Annotated in this window: 13 protein-coding genes; 2 read left to right on the top strand and 11 right to left on the bottom strand. The window is 67.2% G+C overall.

Features of this window, described 5'->3' with window-relative positions; translation table 11 throughout:
• Nucleotides 1-61: 61 nt before the first annotated feature.
• The 5 genes from ACOJB8_RS08305 to ACOJB8_RS08285 form a co-directional block, all read right to left on the bottom strand.
• Nucleotides 62-1,087, bottom strand: a complete 1,026-nt coding sequence (locus ACOJB8_RS08305) for a 2-dehydro-3-deoxygalactonokinase (protein ID WP_069269144.1) — start codon at nt 1,085-1,087, stop codon at nt 62-64.
• On the bottom strand, nt 1,084-2,031 hold the full coding sequence (locus tag ACOJB8_RS08300) for an IclR family transcriptional regulator (RefSeq protein ID WP_069269145.1): 948 nt from the start codon (nt 2,029-2,031) through the stop codon (nt 1,084-1,086). The genes ACOJB8_RS08305 and ACOJB8_RS08300 overlap by 4 nt, the downstream gene beginning before the upstream one ends.
• 500 nt (nt 2,032-2,531) lie before the next feature.
• Nucleotides 2,532-2,921 (bottom strand): RidA family protein, encoded by a 390-nt coding sequence (locus ACOJB8_RS08295; RefSeq protein ID WP_069269146.1) that lies wholly within the window; start codon nt 2,919-2,921, stop codon nt 2,532-2,534.
• 84 nt (nt 2,922-3,005) lie between these two features.
• Nucleotides 3,006-4,487, bottom strand: coding sequence for an N-acyl-D-amino-acid deacylase family protein (locus ACOJB8_RS08290; protein ID WP_475012057.1), 1,482 nt, complete (start codon nt 4,485-4,487; stop codon nt 3,006-3,008).
• A gap of 34 nt (nt 4,488-4,521) precedes the next feature.
• Nucleotides 4,522-5,454, bottom strand: coding sequence for a MurR/RpiR family transcriptional regulator (locus ACOJB8_RS08285; RefSeq protein WP_475012055.1), 933 nt, complete (start codon nt 5,452-5,454; stop codon nt 4,522-4,524).
• A gap of 128 nt (nt 5,455-5,582) precedes the next feature.
• Between ACOJB8_RS08285 and ACOJB8_RS08280 the strand changes: the two genes are divergently transcribed.
• Nucleotides 5,583-6,863 (top strand): amino acid deaminase, encoded by a 1,281-nt coding sequence (locus ACOJB8_RS08280; RefSeq protein ID WP_368605877.1) that lies wholly within the window; start codon nt 5,583-5,585, stop codon nt 6,861-6,863.
• Nucleotides 6,864-6,886: 23 nt separating this feature from the next.
• On the opposite strand, the gene ACOJB8_RS08275 is transcribed toward ACOJB8_RS08280, so the two are convergent.
• Nucleotides 6,887-7,363, bottom strand: a complete 477-nt coding sequence (locus ACOJB8_RS08275) for a MarR family winged helix-turn-helix transcriptional regulator (RefSeq protein ID WP_342949490.1) — start codon at nt 7,361-7,363, stop codon at nt 6,887-6,889.
• A gap of 74 nt (nt 7,364-7,437) precedes the next feature.
• Nucleotides 7,438-9,033 (bottom strand): MDR family MFS transporter, encoded by a 1,596-nt coding sequence (locus tag ACOJB8_RS08270; protein ID WP_475012053.1) that lies wholly within the window; start codon nt 9,031-9,033, stop codon nt 7,438-7,440.
• Between the two features lie 123 nt (nt 9,034-9,156).
• Here ACOJB8_RS08270 and ACOJB8_RS08265 point away from each other — a divergent pair, with 123 nt between their 5' ends.
• Nucleotides 9,157-10,032 (top strand): EcsC family protein, encoded by an 876-nt coding sequence (locus tag ACOJB8_RS08265; protein ID WP_342949492.1) that lies wholly within the window; start codon nt 9,157-9,159, stop codon nt 10,030-10,032.
• On the opposite strand, the gene ACOJB8_RS08260 is transcribed toward ACOJB8_RS08265, so the two are convergent.
• The 4 genes from ACOJB8_RS08260 to ACOJB8_RS08245 all read right to left on the bottom strand — a co-directional run bounded on the left by ACOJB8_RS08260 (nt 10,002) and on the right by ACOJB8_RS08245 (nt 16,701).
• Nucleotides 10,002-10,970: an alpha/beta hydrolase gene (locus ACOJB8_RS08260; protein WP_342949493.1), complete on the bottom strand. Its 969-nt coding sequence runs from the start codon at nt 10,968-10,970 to the stop codon at nt 10,002-10,004. The two genes, ACOJB8_RS08265 and ACOJB8_RS08260, sit on opposite strands and share 31 nt — an antisense overlap.
• 143 nt (nt 10,971-11,113) lie before the next feature.
• Complete coding sequence (locus ACOJB8_RS08255) at nt 11,114-11,548, bottom strand: CHRD domain-containing protein (RefSeq protein ID WP_069269154.1); 435 nt, start codon at nt 11,546-11,548, stop codon at nt 11,114-11,116.
• Nucleotides 11,545-11,895: a hypothetical protein gene (locus ACOJB8_RS08250; protein WP_475012051.1), complete on the bottom strand. Its 351-nt coding sequence runs from the start codon at nt 11,893-11,895 to the stop codon at nt 11,545-11,547. The genes ACOJB8_RS08255 and ACOJB8_RS08250 overlap by 4 nt, the downstream gene beginning before the upstream one ends.
• A gap of 240 nt (nt 11,896-12,135) precedes the next feature.
• Complete coding sequence (locus ACOJB8_RS08245; protein ID WP_475012049.1) at nt 12,136-16,701, bottom strand: ATP-binding protein; 4,566 nt, start codon at nt 16,699-16,701, stop codon at nt 12,136-12,138.
• Nucleotides 16,702-16,703 lie beyond the last annotated feature (2 nt).

The following is a 16,703-nucleotide window of genomic DNA, read 5'->3' as shown; positions in this document are numbered from 1 at the left end:
TGCCTGGCTTCGTGTCTGGTTCGGTTCAGCGGATTCGATTCATCGGCCCATCGGCGCGCACTTAGCGCGGCGTGACGAGGCCGGCCTGCACGGCGATGCGCCAAAGCCCGTGTTCGGTCGCCTGGCGCACGAGATGCGCGCCGCTGCATCCGAATGCGGCAAGCGCCATGCGGTAACGCTCGCACAGCGCCTCGGCGCCGATCAGCTGCGGCGCGCAGCCGGCGAGCGTCACGTCGCGCCGCGCCAGCGCCGCTTCGAGGCCCGCCAGCTCATGGCCGATCACGAGGCCCGAGAGATAGTCGGGCTGCTCGTCGGCGGCGAGCTGGGCCGTGAGGCCGAGCGTGCGCGTGCTGAACGCGGTGGCCAGCAGTCCCACGCAGCCCTGCTCGCGCGCCACGCTCACGCCGCGCAGAAACGCCGCGGTGTCGGGCTCGACGGGATGCTTCATCGTGCGGCCGAGGATCGTGTGCGCGCACAGCGCCGCGTAGACCTCACCCGTCATGAAGGTATAGAAGCGCGCAATGCGCTCGCCCTCCACCACCACCCATTTCGCGTGCGTGCCGGGCAGTCCGACTAGCGCCGTTTGCGGCTCGGCGTCGTCACCCGCTGCGCCGAGCGCGCCAAAGATTTGCGTTTCCTCGCCGCGCATCACGTTGGGCAGCGCACCCGGCTCCAGCACGCCCGGGACCACGGCGACTTCGGCGCCGCATGCGGCGCGCACGCGCACGATGCCGGCCACCAGCGCCTGAGCGCTCGCGGGCGTTTCGACATACGGTGCCTGCACCCAGCCCTGGGCGCTGCCGACCATCCCCGCGGCCAGCACGGGCAGCGAGGGAGCCTGCGCGAGCCACACGCCGCACGCTTCGTCGAAGGCGGCGTCGAAGCCGCCTTCTTCGGCGGGCACGGGCAGGTTCATGATTCCCGCCGTCGAAACGCGCGTGGCGATCACCTGGCCCGCCGCATCGAACAGATACGCACGCAGCGAGGTCGTGCCCCAGTCGAGCGCGATGAGCGCGGCTTCGCGAGCGATCGCGGCGTCGCCGGCATCGATCGCCGCGCCGCTTACAGGCTTCTCGCGTGCTTTCATCGACGAATCCTGCGCGTGGTGGGCTGCGGCGCACGCCAGCCCAGTTCCTGCGAAATCGCGCGTGCCTCGCGCTGCACGACGGGAATCAGTTCGTCCATGCGCTCGAGCGGCATGTAGGGAATCGTGCTCGCCACCGAAAGCGCCGCCACGATCGCGCCGGAAGCGTCGCGCACGGGCGCCGCCACGCAGCGGATCGAAATTTCGTTCTCCTCCAGATCGAACGTGTACCCGCCCGCCGAATAAGTCGCCATGCGCTTGAGGAAGGTATCGGGTTCGAGGCTGTGATCGGGACGGAAGCTCACGCCGGCGAGCGTGCGGCGCGAAGCGTCGAACAGGTCGCGCCACGATTGCGGCGCGAGGTCGAGCATCATCGCCTTGCCGATGCCTGTCGACGCGAGCGGCATGCGGTGCCCCACGCGCGAGCGCATTTCGAGGCCCCGCTGGCCGGGAATCTTGTCGATGTACAGCACGTCGTCGCCGTCGCGCACGCCGAGGTGGATCGTGTCGAGCGTTTCGTCGGCGAGCGCCTGCAGATGCGGGCGCGCAACGGCCGTGAGCGGCATCTGCTCGAGTGCGATGGTGCCGAGTTCGATGAGCTTCGGCCCGAGCAGGTAGCCGCCCTGCACCTGGCGCAGATAGCGCGCCTGCACGAGGCTCGAAACGAGACGGTGCGTGGTGCTGCGCGTCGTGCCGAGCACCGCGCCGAACGAGCGCAGGTCGCGTACGCCGGCGGCGGCCGCTTCGAGGATCGCGAGGCCGCGCAGGAGCGTCTGGGTGCCGGCCTGCTGCATCGAGCCGTCGAGCAACGTGCTCGCGACGCCGATTTCATCGGCGGCGGGGCGGGCTTTCGGCTGCGCTTGCGCGGGGGTTGCCGCGGCGTTTTTTGCGGGCGCGGCCTCGTCGGGGAGATTCGCGGCGAGTGTGGAAGACATCGCTTTGTTCATGGCGAGGGCGATGAAAAGAGACGATCGAAAGGCGCGTGCCGTCAGGCGGCGCGCGAACCGTGCTTCGGGAGACGGCCCGCCGCGCGGGCGGCCGGGACTCGGACAGGTAGCGGCGGGCGGCGCGTGGCCGCGCAAAGCGCTGGCTGAAGCATGGCGAACGTCTCCTTTGCGGTCCGGTTCGCTCCGCGTGTTACGCGTGCGCCGGATTTATCTGGGTCTGCCGACGATGTCTGCCGCGCTGTGACAGTCGCGGCTTATCGGATGGACTGATTGTAGGCAGGTTTTTTCGAGTTCTCCAATATGTGATTGGGTCGCTCATATATTGGGAAAAAAGACACATGGGAGTGCCATCTGCCGAATGCCTAATGAGGGACAGAACTCAGCACGGAAAAGCCCGTCGGCATGACCAGCAAGAAAAAACGGCTGCCGGATGATTCCGGCAGCCGTTTCGTGCGGCACTCAATCAGGCTTTCGCGTATCGCTCGCCAACAGCCGCGCCCTTACTTCCCCGCCGGCGCCTTGTAAGCCACGCAGTCGACTTCGACCTTGCAGTCCACCACCATGCTCGACTGCACACAGGCGCGTGCGGGCGGATGCTCGCCGAAGTACTCGCGGAACACCTTGTTGAACGAGGTGAAGTCACGCGCGTCGTCGAGCCACACGCCGCAGCGCACCACGTGCTCCGCGCCATAGCCCGCTTCCTTCAGGATCGCGAAAAGATTCTGGATGGCCTTGTGCGACTGCTCGACGATCCCGCCGCTGATCACTTCGCCGCCTTCCATCGGCGTTTGGCCCGAGACGTACAGCCAGCCGTCGGCTTCCACGGCGCGCGCGAACGGCAGATGCTGTCCGCCCTGGCCCTTGCCGCCTTCCGCTCCAATTCGTTTCATCGTTTGCTCCTTTGAGATCGTACGGCGCGCGCAGCTTTTTGGGCCGCGTACGCCGGGGGTCGAAATTCGATAGATAAAGCCGGTTTAGAAGGCCATTGCCTCGGCCTGCGCCTCGCGTTTGCCGCGCGCGACGAAGTGGCCCGCGCGCTCGCCCGTGGGTTGCCCGTCGCGATACGAAAGCACGCCGTTCACCCATACCGCGTCGATGCCCTCGGCCACCTGCTGCGGCTTCTCGAACGTCGCCGCATCGCGCACGCGGGCGGGGTCGAACAGCACGAGGTCGGCGTGCCAGCCCACATGCACCTCGCCGCGCTGCGAAAGGCCGAAGCGCCGTGCCGAAAGGCCCGTCATCTTGCGCACCGCTTCTTCGAGCGGCAGCAAGGCCGCGTCGCGCGCGTAGTGGCCGAGCACGCGCGGAAATGCGCCCCACAGGCGCGGATGCGGCAGCGGATCGTTGGGCAGTCCATCCGAGCCGACCATCGTGGCCGGATGCGAAAGAATGCGGCGCACGTCGTCTTCGGACATGTTGTGGTACACGGCGCCCGCCGGCTGCAGACGCTTGCCCGCTTCCTGCTGCGACACGCCCCACCCGGCCGCGATGTCCTTGATGAGCTTGCCCGCCTGCTCCGGGTGCGGCGTGGACCACGTGATGGTGATGTCGATGTCGCCCGTCACCTGCTTGAGATCCAGCGTCGACGAGCTGCGGCTATACGGATAGCAGTCGCACCCGACCGGCTGATACTTGCGCGCGCTTTCGAGCGACGCGAGCACCTCCGTGCTGCGCCCCCAGTTGGTGGGCCCCGCGCACTTCAGATGCGAGATCACCACCGGCACGCGCGCATGCTGGCCGATGTGGTACGCCTCGTTCATCGCTTCGAGAATCGCGTCGAACTCCGTGCGCATGTGCGTCGTGTAGAGCGCGCCGGCGGCGGCGAGCGGCTGGGCAAGCGAGGCGACCTCTTCGGTCGAAGCCTCGAAGGCCGAGCCGTACGCGAGGCCCGTGGAAAGGCCGAGCGCGCCGTGCGCGAGCGCGTCTTCGAGCTGCGCGCGCATGGCCGCGATCTCGTCGCCGGTGGCGGCGCGCTTCAGGTCGTTCATGTGGTTGTTGCGCAGCGCCGTATGGCCAATCAACGCGCCGACGTTCACGGCGGGTCGCGCCGCGTTGACGGCGTCGACGTACGCGGAGAACGTCGGATAGCTGAACGCGTCGCGCTCGCCGAGCAGGTTCATCGGGTCTGGCGGATCGCCCTTGAGCGTCACCGGCGAGGCGCTGATCCCGCAGTTGCCGACCACCACCGTCGTCACGCCCTGGCTGATCTTGGGCAGCATTTGCGGCGCGCGGATCACGTGCGTGTCGTCGTGCGTATGGACGTCGATGAAACCCGGCGCGAGCGCGCGCCCATTGGCCTCGATCACCTCTTCCGCGAGCCAGTTCGACAGGTTGCCGATCGCCACGATGCGTCCGTCGCGCAGCGCCACGTCGCGCTCGACGGGCGGCGCGCCGGTGCCGTCATACAGCATGGCGCCGACGATCAGCGTGTCGGCGGCTTCGGGGTGCGAATGCATACGCGTCTCCTCAGGATGGCTCTTGGTTGGACGCTCAGTCACCGAGCGGCTGGCGTTCGCCGCCGCCGCGATGCGCGTCCAGCGTGTGCTTCATGCGGCGCAGCAACTCGCGGCTTTCTTCGGGTTGCGCGAGCGCCAGTTCGGTCACGAGCACGTCGAGTGCCATCATCATCGCGTAACGTGACGACGACGGCTTGTAGATGAAATCGGTCTCGCTCGCGACGATCGGCACGAGCCAGTCGGCGAGCGCGGCGAGCGGCGAAGCCGGCGCGGTGAGCGCGACGAGCTTCGCGCCGTAGTCGCGCGCGATGCGGCACGCGTCGACGAGTTCGGGCACGCGCCCTGTTACGGAAAGCGCGACGACGACGTCTTCGGGCGAAAGCGTGCTCGCCACCATGCGCTGCAGCATGCTGTCCTGGTACGAAGCCACCGGGCGGCCCAGGCGCACGAGGCGAAAGCGCATTTCGTCGGCGAGCGCACTCGAGCCGCCGCCCATGCCGAACACGTAGATCATGCGGGCCTGCGCCAGCGCCGCGGCGGCTTGCGCAAACGGCGCCTGGCACAGCAGCTCGTGGTTGCGCGCGAGCGCCGTGTGAATTTCGTCGTAGACGCGCGTGGCGAGCGGTTCGGCTTCGCCGTTCGCGTCGGCGGCGCGCGGCTTGCCCGCGCCTTCGGAAGCGCCAGTTGCCGCACCGCGCAGGAAGCGGTCGCCCACGGCGGCCGCCTGGGCGAGCCGCAGCTTGAGTTCGCGCACGTCGTGGCAGCCCACCGCCTTCGCAAAGCGCGTGACGGAGGCGATGCTCACGCCCGCACGCTGCGCCAGCTCGCCGATGCTCGCCCGCGCGGCGCTGGCAAGATCGTCGAGAATGAGCGCAGCCACGTCGCGCTCGGCGGGACGCAATTCGGGCACGCATTGCGCGATACGCGCGACGATGTCGAAGCGGGCCGGATCGGCGGCGGTGTTCATTGCAGTGGAGTCTGTTAATAAATAACAATTCACGAAGCGATGTTACTTTGTGTACTATCTCCGAGTCAACGCCGGTCCTGAAGATGCCGGTGTAGCGGAGCCGCATGAAGCATATGGAGCGAAGGGAAATGAAAGTTACAAACTATCAGAGTGCAACGATCGACCCGAACAGCAAGGGCCTTGGCAACGTACCGGGCGCGAGCGTGCCGCTCGGGGACGCCGGGCGCCTCGAATGGAATTTACTCGAAGAGGACGTGAGCCTGCCCGCTGCGGTGCTGTATGCCGACCGCGTCGAGCACAACCTCAAGTGGATGCAGGACTTCGTCACGCGCTATGGCGTGAAGCTCGCGCCGCACGGCAAGACGACGATGGCGCCGCAGCTCTTTCGCCGCCAGATCGACACCGGCGCGTGGGGCATCACGCTCGCCACGGCGCACCAGACTCGCGCCGCCTACCGCGGTGGCATCTCGCGCGTGCTGATGGCGAACCAGCTCGTGGGCCGCCGCAACATGGCGATCATTGCCGAACTGCTCAGCGACGCGACCTTCGAGTTCTTCTGCCTCGTCGATTCGGTCGAAGGCGTGGAGCATCTGGGCGAGTTCTTCCGCGCAGCGGGCCGCACGCTGCAGGTGCTGCTCGAACTGGGCGTGCCGCGCGGCCGCACGGGCGTGCGCGACACCGACACGCGCAACGCCGTACTCGCGGCAATCGCGCGCTATCCCGACTCGCTCAAGCTGGCGGGCGTGGAAATCTACGAGGGCATCCTCAAGGAAGAAAGCGAAGTGCGCACCTTCCTGCGCGACGCGCTGAACGTCACCCAGGAACTGGCCGCCGCGGGCCGCTTCGCGCGCACGCCCGCGCTGCTTTCGGGCGCGGGCTCGGCCTGGTACGACATCGTCGCGGAAGAGTTCGCGCCGGCCACGCAGGCGGGCGCGATCGACGTGGTGCTGCGCCCCGGCTGCTACGTGACGCACGACGTGGGTGTCTACAAGCAGGCTCAGTCGCAGATCCTCACGCGCAACCCCGTGGCGCGCGAAATGGGCGTGGCGCTGCTGCCCGCGCTACAGCTCTGGGCCTATGTGCAGTCGATTCCGGAGCCCGGCCGCGCCATCATCGGCTTCGGCAAGCGCGACGCCGCGTTCGACGCGGGCTTTCCGGAGCCGTCGCGCCACTATCGCCCCGCGAACGGCGGCGCGCCGCGCGAAGTGGCGGCAAGCGAAGGCTGGGAAGTGTTCCAGATGATGGATCAGCACGCCTACCTGAAGATTCCAGCGGGCGCGGACCTCAAGGTCGGCGACATGATCGCGTTCGATATCTCGCACCCCTGCCTCACGTTCGACAAGTGGCGTCAGGTGCTGATGGTCGATGCGAAATATCGCGTGACGGAAGTGATCGAGACGTTCTTCTGAGCTTGGCGCGCATCGGTGCAGGCTCAGCCCGCTTCGGGCTCGGCCTGCGGAGCCTGCGCGAGCGCGGCCGCCGCCATAGCGGCCTCGCCGATGCGCGCCTCCATCATCCCCAACGCGCTCGACAGCGCCGCGAGCGCATCGTCGGGCAGCGACATCGTCACGTCCAGGAACGCGTTGCGGCGCGGCAGCCCCTCTTCGGTCACGGCGCGGCCGGCGTCGGTCAGCGTCACGTTGGTGATGCGGTTGTCGCGCTCGTCGGCGCGGCGCGCGATCCAGCCGAGCGCCTCAAGCGCTTTCAATTGGCGCGTGAGCGCGCCCGGGTCGACACGCAGCCGCTCGACGAGCCGCTTTTGCGACGACTCGCCGTCCTGCTCGTAAAGCGCGAGCAGAATGCGCCAGCGCGGCAGCGGATGGCCGACCTGCGCCTCGAACGCCGACATGAACGTCCGGTAGGTCCGACCAAACTGCTGCATGACGGCGATGCGATCCTGAATTTCCATGCTTTGTCTTCCTGCCGGCATCATCGCCGCGCGTTTGCCGGGTCCGTGCCGGTGCCCGCCAGGGGCGGAACGTCTCAATCCGCGTGAATCACGGGCTCCAACTTGCGCTGCAGCTTGACGGGCGGCACGCGCCGGGTTTGCCAGATCGACACCACCGCGATCGCCGCCGCCACGGCAATGCCCCGGTGAATCGCGCCCACGAGGGCCTCGCGCGCGGCTTCGAGCAGCGGCGCGCCATTATGCCCGGCGTTGGCGAGATCGGCGATCAGTGAAGCCTGCGCGTCGCGGTTGATGAGGATCTGCGGGTCGGCGAGCTGCGGCAGCCAGTGCGTGGCGTGGTCGGCATCCAGCGCGCGTTGCACGCCGCTCGAGTAGAGCTGCGTGACCATCGTGCCGGTGAGCGCCGTGCCGATCATGCCGCCGATCATCCGCAGCGACTGCAACAGCGCGGTGGCGATGCCCAGATGCTCGCGCCCAGCGGTCTGCTGCGCGAACACCGTGAGGTTCGGCATGACGAAGCCCAAGCCGATGCCAGCCACGATCATGAACGTCATGAGCAGGCCGCGCGGCGTGTTGCGGGTGGCGAGCGCCACGGCGAAGCAGGCCACTGCGAGCATTGCGAAGCCGATGTAGAGCATCAGGTTCGGATTGCGGATGCGCGAGACGATGCGCCCGTTCGCGATACTGCCGATCGTGATGAACACCACGAGCGGCGTGATGACGACGCCCGCTTCCTTCGGCGTCATGCCGAAGCCGCCCTGGAAGAGGAGCGGCGCGTAGAAGAGCAGCGAAAACATCGTGAAACCGCCCAGCACGGCGAGCGTGAAAAGCGCATTCAAGCTCGCGTTGCGGAACATGTCGACGGGCAGGATGGCTTGCGGGCAGCGCCGCTCCCATTGCCAGAGCGCCCAGCCGGCCGCCAGCGCGAGGGCGAGCAGGCCGATGGCCGAAGCGCTGAGACCGTGCCCCGGCAGACGCTCCACGAAAAGCTGCAGACTCCCGAGCGCGACCGCGATGAGGAGCGCACCTGGCCAGTCGAGCCGCATGCGCGCCTCGTGCGCGACGTGGCGCAGATGCGGCAGATACTTCCAGACGAAAAACAGCGACAGCAGGCCAACGGGCAGATTCACGTAAAACACGGAACGCCAGCCGTAGTACTGCGTGAGAAAGCCGCCGAGCGACGGCCCGACCGCGTTGGCGATACCGAATGCGGAACTCATGAGGACCTGCCAGCGCAGGCGCACGACCGAATCGGGGAAGAGATCCGGAATGCAGGCGAACGCCGTGCCGACCAGCATACCGCCGCCGATGCCTTGCAGCCCGCGCGCAATCACGAGGAACAGCATGCTGTTGGCCGCGCCGCACAGCACGGATGCGGCGGTGAAGACGACGATCGACGCGATCACGAACGGCTTGCGCCCGTAATAGTCGCCGAGCCGCCCGAAAATGGGGACAGTGATGACCGAGGTGAGCAGATAGGATGTGGCGACCCACGCATAAAGCTCGAAGCCGCGCAGTTCGGCGACGATGGTCGGCAGCGCGGTGCCGACGACGGTCTGATCGAGCGCGACGAGCATCGTCACGAACGAGACGCCGAGCATCGCGAGCAGCGACTCCCGGAACGGCAGAACCTGCCCGCTCGAATGGTGGGCGGCGGTATGAACGGCCATTTTTTGATCCAGCAACGGTTGACGCGTCAAAGATTGATCATCATAGCACGGTCCGATCCACTACACTGGGGCGTCGAACGGCGGCGATGCCCTCGCCGTCGTCGCTGAAAATCCGGGAGCGCCATGGAACCCACGACCGAACCGACCGCCGCAGATCCGGCCCGCACGGGCGCCATCGCGGCCTTCACAGAGGCCGATCTCGACGCGCTGCGGCGCGCCAAACATGAGCTCGAAACGCCGCCACTCGGCATGAAGCTCGCAGCGATCGTGGGTGCGCCGGTAGAAAAGCTGATCGCGCGGCTACCCGGCGTCGCGAACGACAAGGTGACCGAGGCGACGCAAGCCGCGCTGCGCAAGTGTCTGCAGCTCGCGCTGAAGACGCTCGGCAAGCAAAGCGCCCTCTCCACGGCCCAAGCGCGCACGAGCGCGAAGCCGAGCAACCTGCTGCACAAGTTCGCGGTGGCGACCACGGGCGCGGCAGGCGGCGCGTTCGGCCTGTTCGCGCTGCCGGTCGAGCTGCCCGTCACCACCACGCTGATGTTTCGCTCGATCTGCGACATCGCGCGTAGCGAAGGCGAGAATCTGGCCAGCACCGACACGCAGCTGCAATGTCTGACCGTGTTCGGCATGGGCGGCCGCTCGGCCGCCGACGACGAGGCCGACTTCGGCTATTTCATCGCGCGCGGCGCGCTCGCGAAGGCGGTATCGGCGGCGTCGTCGGAAATGGCAACGAAGGGCTTCGCCGCACACGGCTCAACCGCGCTCCTCAAGCTCATGCAGACCGTGGCCGCGCGCTTCTCCGTGCAGGTGAGCGAGCAGGTCGCAGCGAAATCGATACCCGCCATCGGCGCGGTGCTCGGCGCCATGGTCAACACCGTGTTCATCGATCATTTCCAGCAGGTGGCGCATGGGCACTTCACCGTGCGCCGGCTCGAGCGCCGCTACGGCGAAGCCGCCGTGCACGCGGCCTATGACGCGATCGATGTCTCGCTCGATTGAGGCGGCTGCGGTTTTTCGTCGCCGCGCGCCGGCACGGTCGTCACGCGGCGCACGAAGCGCGCGGCGACGTCGAGCGTGCGGCGCGCTTCGGGCATGAACGGCGCATAGATCGGCCAGATATGCGGCATGCCGCTGGCAATCTCGCACTCCACCGACACACCGTCGGCGCGCGCGCGCTCGGCGACGCGGCGCGTGTCATCGAGCAGCGTTTCGGAGCTGCCCACGAAGAGGCTGAGCGGCGGCAAGCCGCGAAAGTCGGCATACAGCGGCGACACGTAGGGATCGGTCGCACTGGCCGCGCCGAGGTAAAACGGCGCGATGCGCTCGAATACCGCGCCGCTGAACATGGGATCGCGCCCGTCGTTCTCGCGTATCGAAGCGCCCGTCGCCGCAAGATCGGTCCACGGTGAAAAGAGCACGGCGCCGGCGGGAAGCGCGTCGCCTGCGTCGCGCAAGGCGACGAGCGTCGCAAGCGCAAGTCCGCCGCCAGCCGAATCGCCGCCAATCACGATCGAGCCGGGCTGCGTTCCTTGCGCCAGCAAATGGCGGTACGCGGCCATTGCGTCCTCGAGCGCGGCGGGAAAAGGATGCTCGGGCGCGAGGCGATAGTCGAGCGAGAAGACGTCGGCGCCGGCGCGCTTGCCCAGACCGAACGAGATCGCGCGCTGCGAACGCGGCGAGCAGAAGTAGTAGCCGCCGCCATGCAGATAAAGGAGCGTGCGATGCGCGGGCAAGCGCTCGCGGAAGAGCCACTCGCCGCGCATCGGAACATCGGAGGCGTCGTACTGCTCGCGCAGGCGCCAGCCGCTCGGCACGCCCGGCGTCCAGATGCGCCTCGCCGTCAGCATGCGCACGCGCGCGACGTTGATCGACTTGCGCGTTTGCGGCCGGAAGGTGCGGCGCAAGAACCTGCAGATCAGCCTGCTTTGCCAGCTCATCGGCTCAGCCCCTCCGCAGCACTCAAACTGGCCTCGACCAGCACTCGGCGGCGGTCGGTCGATGGCGTCCCGCAATCAGACTTCGATCGCGGGAACGCGCGGCGCGCACGGTGCGGCGAGTGAGGCGAACGATCGAGGGCCGGTCAATTGGCGGGCAGCACCTGACCGCGAATCTCGCCTGACGGGTTCTGCGCCGTATGAATGTTGAAATACCACTGTCCGCCCATCAGCTGGGTGACCTGCTGCTCGTTGAGCGTGGCGGAGCCCTTGATCGGACTCGCCAGTTCGCCCTTCGGAATCGGTACCTGCACGTTGGCGTTCTGTCCGACCGGCGCCGGGCCGTGGAAGTGCGCGGCGGCAGCCGGGCCGGAGAGGCCTTCATAGGTGATCGTCCAGTTCAGCGTTTTCGTGGACGTGTCGAAGGTGGCGTTGAGCATGCCGTGACCCTGGCTCACGCGCGGCGGGACTTCGCTGGACGGTTCGAGATCGGCCTTAAGGGCAACGGTGTCGGCATACGCGGCGCTGGAGGCAAGGACACACAGAGCGAGAGCGAGCTGCAGCGGACGAAGCAAATTCATGGAATTTCTCCTGTTTTTGTGGCGCGCTGCGCCAGAAGGCGCAAAACCGCGCTCTCACATGCTAGAGCAAATCGGCTGGGCGCGTCCGCTGCGCCGATGTCGGCCCAACGTAAGCTGCGTGCAATAAAAAATGCGCCGCAAGCGACGCCTTGCAACCCAGGTACTCCCTTCCTGCCATCGGGTATTGCCACCGAATGCCTGGAAGCGATGGCGAAGAACCGTTCGAGGTGCATGGACGCAACACCGAATTGATTTGCATAGCGAAGTGTCTTGGCGCCATCGTTTGACGAACCACCATTTGACAACGCGTACGTTCCGGCAAAAACACGCTCGTTCATCGATTTCACGGTCGAACCATTTCGCCGCCATGACACCGCGGCAGCAAGCGCGATTACCTGCACTTCCTGTAATAGTTAATTGATCGAAATTGTCTCGATTTCTCGTCGCACGGCGGCTAAGCTACCCAGTGCGAGAAGTGACTCTTCATCGAAGGGTCTCCAAGCTTGAACGCGGCTTCGGCCGCGTTTTTTTTCGCCTGTTTTTCCGCTCTATTGCCCTGCGCCAGTCGATTTCCTGATGTACATCATTCACGCGAGCAGCGCGACCTGCTGCTCGATTCCGACCAGCATCGCCTGGCAAGTGCGGATGAGCGCATAGCCTTCCTCACGCAGTTGACCGGCAGTGTGACCGTTCATATGACCGCGAAACGTCTCGAGCTCGGCGAGCAGCGCAGGGTACTGCAGCACGCCCACCGCACCGGCAAGCCGGTGATGCCATTCGCGCAGGCCCGCGACATCGGCTTGTTCGAGGAGCGGCGGCAAGGCATCCAGGTCGTCGCGCATCGCCGAAACGAACGAGCCGAGCAACGTCTTCACGGTCGCCTCGCCGCCCCAAACCTGGATCATATGCGCGAGATCCAGCGGCTCGAACGCCCGCGCGTTTGCAGGCTTTTCCGCGAGCTTTCCGTCGCGTCCCGGTGAAGGCGACCCGGAAGCCCGCAACGCTGCTTGCCCCGCCCGTTGTCCGTTCGCGCCTGCCTCGCGCACGACTTCGTCCTGCACGGTGCGCTGTATGCCCTCCACGCCGAACCAGCGCGCGAGATGCTCGCGCAGCGTGGCCACGCGCGTGGGTTTGACGAGGCAATCGTCCATGCCCGCTTCGCTGCATTGACTCAGGTTCTCGGGCGCCGTATTGGCCGTGATGCCGAGGATCGGCAAGCGCCGCGCGCCGTGCGCCTTCTGTTCCATTTGGCGTACGCGCCGGGCGAGATCGTAGCCCGATACGTTCGGCATATGACAGTCGGTGATCAGGCAGCCGTATTCGCATTCGGCCAGCGCTTCGAGCGCCTTCGCACCGTCGTCGACGACGTCGCAAGCGAACCCGATCAACGCCAGTTGATGGCGGATCAGTTCCTGATTCACGGGATGGTCCTCTGCCACGAGGATGAGGCGGCTAGCAGCGCGTTCCTGCTCGCGATCGGGCGCCGGGAGTGTGGTTTCGACATCGGCGGCAGGACGCGACGGGCTGGCAGCCTTGACCGGCAGCCCCGCCAGCGCCAGCGCGCAAACGGCGCTCAAGCCCCGCCAGGATAACGGGTTGACGCTCACGCGCACGCCGCTCTCGACGACGCGATAACCGCTAGGCTTCGGGTTGTCCGTCAGACAAAGCACAGGCACACCGGGTTTGCCCAACTGCTCGGCCAGCGCTTCCGACACGAACACCAGATCGGCCTTGTCCGCGCTTACGGCGCGGGCGAGGTCCGCTGGCGCGGCGCGACGCATTTCCATACCGAGCGCCGAGCCAAAATGCATCAATGCGGCGGCGATGCTCGCGTCCTCGCACGCCACGAGCGCGCGCTTGCCGCGCAGCCCGGCGGCCGTGCCGCTACGCACTTCCACGGGCAATTCGATATGCAGCGTCAGACAGGTGCCGCGATCGACTTCGCTGTTCAGTTCGAGCGTGCCGCCCATCAGCGCCGCGAGCTTGCGGCAGATCGTGAGGCCGAGCCCCGTGCCGCCGAAGCGTCGCGTGGTCGAAGTCTCGGCCTGCACGAACGGCTCGAAGAGCTGCGCCTGCGCTTCGGGCGCAATGCCGATGCCAGTGTCGGCCACCGCGATCGACAGCCGCTGGCAGGCAGGCGCGCCTCCGCGGACGCCGATATCGCACGCGCTAAAGTGCACGCTCACTTCGCCTGCCGGTGTGAACTTGATCGCATTGCTGAGGAGATTGAAGAGGATCTGCCGTAGCCGCACACTATCGCCGCGCAACTGCACCGCGACGTCCGGCTCGACATCCACGCGCACCTTCAGCCCCTTCTCGTGCGCACGCGCGGCCAGCAGCCCAACGGCGTTGTCGACGAGTTCGCGCACGTCGAACGGCTGCGAGTCGATGACGAGATGGCCGGCCTGAATCTTCGAGTAGTCGAGCAGGTCGTCGAGGATTTGCAGCAGCGCCCCTGCCGATTCGTGCACCATGTCGACCATCTGCGCCTGGTCCGGGTTCAGGGGCGTACGTTCGAGCACCTCGACGAGACCCAGCACGCCGTTCATCGGCGTGCGGATCTCGTGGCTCATCATGGCGAGAAAATCGTCCTTCGCACGAGAGGCCGCCTCTGCGATATCGCGCGCATGCTCGAGTTCGTCGGCCCGCGCGTGCTCGACGCTCGCATCCAGCGCATAGCCGCTCCACACGATCGCGCCGTCTTCGGCACGGCGCGGCGCGAACTCTGCGCGCACCCACACGAACCCGGCCGCGCCCTGAAAGCGGAACTCGGCGTGCACGGGTACGAACCGGCGCGCGGAGCGTTCGAGCCGCGATGCAAGGCGCGCGCGGTCTTGTCGCCCCACCCGCGAGAGATCGACCGAATACGCGCGGCGCAGCTCCTCGACGGTATTGCCGAGGAGCTGCTGCGTGTCGCCGCCAATGTACGGAAACGAGTAGCGGCCATCGGGCGATCGGCGCAACTGGAATACGATCGCGGGCAGCGAACCCGTCACCTCCGAAAGAAGCCGCTCCGATTCGCGCTCGCGCAACTCGGCGCGGCGAATGTCGGTGACATCGATCATCGTGCCGAGCACGCAGAACGGCGCGCCTTGCAGGTCGCGGCACAGGCGTGTCCAGAAAATGCCATGACGTGTCTCCCCGAGCGCGTCCTCGAACGTCAGTTCGACACGCTGGCTCTCCCCCTCGACGATCGTGAGCCGGTAGAGATCGTCCATGCGGCGGCTGTTTTCGGGCCCCCACGCCATCACGGCCGAACCTGTGCGCCCCAGCACCCTGGCGCGCGCGAGGCCCGTCGATTCTTCGTAGGCGCGATTGATCGCGAGATAGCGGTTTTCGAGATCCCGTGCACCGAGCGGATACGGGATCATCTCCATCATCGTGTCCTGCAGTTCCACCTGGCGCGCGAGCACCTGCTCCGCGCGCCGCCGCCGGTGCATTTCTCGCTGGAGCAGCACATAGGCGCGCAGCGTGACGAGCAGCAGCACGCCGAACACGATCAGGAGCGGCAGCAGCCGCAGCGCGTTCACGCTCCAGCCCCCGGCCCGAGTGGCGACGGCAGCGGTCCAGCGATTGCGGATGCGCTGCTGTTCGACGGGCGGCATCGCGTCGAGCGCGCGATTGATGAGCCGCGCGAGCGGGGCAAGGTCGCAGCGCACGGCAAATGCCGTCGAATCGTCGACACCCACCGCTCCCAGCACCTTCAGCGTGTCGAGATAGGTGCCGCTGAGCGGCTCGTCGAGCGCGGCCGCGTTGCCCACCAGCACGTCGGCCTCGTGGCGACCGATCATTGCGAGCCCCGCGTCGAGGCTGGCGGCGCGCACGAGCTGCGTACCCGGCAACGCCTGCATGGCCGGCGTGTGCGGCGCCAGCACGATGCGGCGGCCCGCAAAGTCGGCAAGCGAGCGCGCCATCGGCTCGTCGCGGCGCCCCACCATGACGAGCGGATAGTGCTCGAACGCTTCCGTGTACGCTACGCCTGTGCCGAACACGCCATCGCCGACCGAGGTTGCGGCGAGCGCGATCTCGCCACGCTGCATTGCGTCCCCGGTGCTCGTCCAGGGAGAAATCGGCACGCGCTCGAAGGTAACGCCGAGGGTACGCCCCAGATAGCCGAGATAGTCGACGGCCATGCCCGCCGGCTCTCCAGCCTTGTTCGTGAAGCTGAACGGGAGCCAGCCGCTGTCGTAGCCCACTTTCAGCGGCGACAAGGCGCGCAGCCACGCGCGCTCGTCAGCGCCCAGGCTGAACCCGGGCGGCGACGCCTGTGCTGGCGCGTCGCCTTCGAACCAGCGCGCCCGCTCGGCCGCCGCCGCGGCAGGCCGCACGCCAGCGAGCAGAAGGTCCAGCCGGTCACGCAGGTCCGACCTCGAGACCGGCACGGCGTAACGCAACTCGCGCAAGCGCTCGCGCTCCGCGAAGGCGACGCGCAGATCCCGGAATTCTTCGAGCGTGAGCTGATCGCGCGCCACGGGCGAAAAACCTGCATAGACGTCGGCCTGACCCTGAGCGACGGCGCGCAACGCTGCCTGCGTGCTCGCGAAGGTTTCGAAGCGCGCCTGCGCGAAACGCTCGCGCAATACCGATTCGAGGGCCTCGTCGCGCTCGACCGCAAACGTCGCACGCGCGAGGCGCGCCGGCTGGGTCGCGAGCGCAGTATTCCCGGCACGTGTGACAAATGCAGTGGTGCCGCTCAGATACGGCACCGTGAAAGCGAGACAGCGCTCGCGCAACGGTGTACGCGCGACGCTCATCACGATGTCGACATCGCCTGCGCAAGCCGCCGCGAGCAACGCCGGCATGCCTGCGAAGACGCGCGGCTGAAGCTTGACGCCAGCACCGGCGAGAAGGCGCAGATAGTCGGCGCTGAAGCCCGTGAGCGTGGCGCCGTCGAGCACCTCGAGCGGCGGCCGCCCGCCTTCCACCACGCCGACGACGAGCTCTCGCGGCAACGTCGGGGCGACCTGCCGCGAGAGTTCGACGCCCTCGTTTGTCTGCTCACACGACGTCGCGGCGCTCGCTGCCGCGGAAAACGCGAGTACCCATGCCGCAGCGAGCGCGCCGAAGCAGGCGAACGCGCACGCGAGTCGGCGCGCCCGCCACGATGCAGCCGCGCGCGCGCGAAGACGGAAGATGCGGTGAATCGACTTCATCG

It is taken from the genome of Paraburkholderia sp. BR10141, from assembly GCF_056155635.1.
The sequence above is the reverse complement of the archived record's forward strand: the minus strand, read 5'-3'. Positions and strand labels throughout refer to the sequence as shown.

Excerpts from the sequence above, each read along its gene's own strand:
- ACOJB8_RS08245 (WP_475012049.1), bottom strand. The coding sequence starts at position 16,701 with ATGAAGTCGATTCACCGCATCTTCCGTCTTCGCGCGCGCGCGGCTGCA.
- ACOJB8_RS08255 (WP_069269154.1), bottom strand. The coding sequence starts at position 11,548 with ATGAATTTGCTTCGTCCGCTGCAGCTCGCTCTCGCTCTGTGTGTCCTT.
- ACOJB8_RS08295 (WP_069269146.1), bottom strand. The coding sequence starts at position 2,921 with ATGAAACGAATTGGAGCGGAAGGCGGCAAGGGCCAGGGCGGACAGCAT.
- ACOJB8_RS08290 (WP_475012057.1), bottom strand. The coding sequence starts at position 4,487 with ATGCATTCGCACCCCGAAGCCGCCGACACGCTGATCGTCGGCGCCATG.
- ACOJB8_RS08300 (WP_069269145.1), bottom strand. The coding sequence starts at position 2,031 with ATGAACAAAGCGATGTCTTCCACACTCGCCGCGAATCTCCCCGACGAG.
- ACOJB8_RS08280 (WP_368605877.1), top strand. The coding sequence starts at position 5,583 with ATGAAAGTTACAAACTATCAGAGTGCAACGATCGACCCGAACAGCAAG.
- ACOJB8_RS08275 (WP_342949490.1), bottom strand. The coding sequence starts at position 7,363 with ATGGAAATTCAGGATCGCATCGCCGTCATGCAGCAGTTTGGTCGGACC.
- ACOJB8_RS08285 (WP_475012055.1), bottom strand. The coding sequence starts at position 5,454 with ATGAACACCGCCGCCGATCCGGCCCGCTTCGACATCGTCGCGCGTATC.
- ACOJB8_RS08260 (WP_342949493.1), bottom strand. The coding sequence starts at position 10,970 with ATGAGCTGGCAAAGCAGGCTGATCTGCAGGTTCTTGCGCCGCACCTTC.
- ACOJB8_RS08265 (WP_342949492.1), top strand. The coding sequence starts at position 9,157 with ATGGAACCCACGACCGAACCGACCGCCGCAGATCCGGCCCGCACGGGC.
- ACOJB8_RS08270 (WP_475012053.1), bottom strand. The coding sequence starts at position 9,033 with ATGGCCGTTCATACCGCCGCCCACCATTCGAGCGGGCAGGTTCTGCCG.
- ACOJB8_RS08305 (WP_069269144.1), bottom strand. The coding sequence starts at position 1,087 with ATGAAAGCACGCGAGAAGCCTGTAAGCGGCGCGGCGATCGATGCCGGC.